We start from the raw sequence: 426 nt of genomic DNA on the forward strand, positions 1-426 counted from the left end.
GATTTCTCCGGGTAGCCTCATCTATAGTCTCTTTAATATTCCACTTCTTAGACTTCGTTGCCTTGTCGGAAGGCTTTACAAGCACTTTACGACTCAGCATCTCAAAATGTGCGAATTGATAACTCATGACAACGATCCAAAAAATTTCTCGCAAATCGTTGAGAGTCTTCTTTTAAAATCATCAGACGTACAATTTTCCAAATCTAAATTATCGATACTCGAATACAAACCATCCTTGTCACATTCTTCTAAATCTTTAACCCAAAGGCGTATCTCATCTTTATTGTCATTAACAAAAACACACTCGTAACAAAAATCATCCTCGTCATCGTTCAAATATTCGTTGAATCTTAAAAAACCATATCCCCTGCTTTCTATGTAATCCAAAAACAAAGAAGAATGCGAAGGAAGACAACGCAAATAATC

At 35.7% G+C, this 426-nt stretch carries 1 protein-coding gene; it reads right to left on the reverse strand.

Going from position 1 to position 426, the window contains the following annotated elements; translation table 11 throughout:
* Positions 1 to 123 precede the first annotated feature (123 nt).
* Positions 124 to 426 (reverse strand): hypothetical protein (locus KP705_RS18060; protein ID WP_215765291.1); only part of this gene is annotated, 303 nt, incomplete at its 5' end.

It is taken from the genome of Gluconobacter sp. P1D12_c, from assembly GCF_018812105.1.
Lineage (GTDB): Bacteria > Pseudomonadota > Alphaproteobacteria > Acetobacterales > Acetobacteraceae > Gluconobacter > Gluconobacter oxydans_A.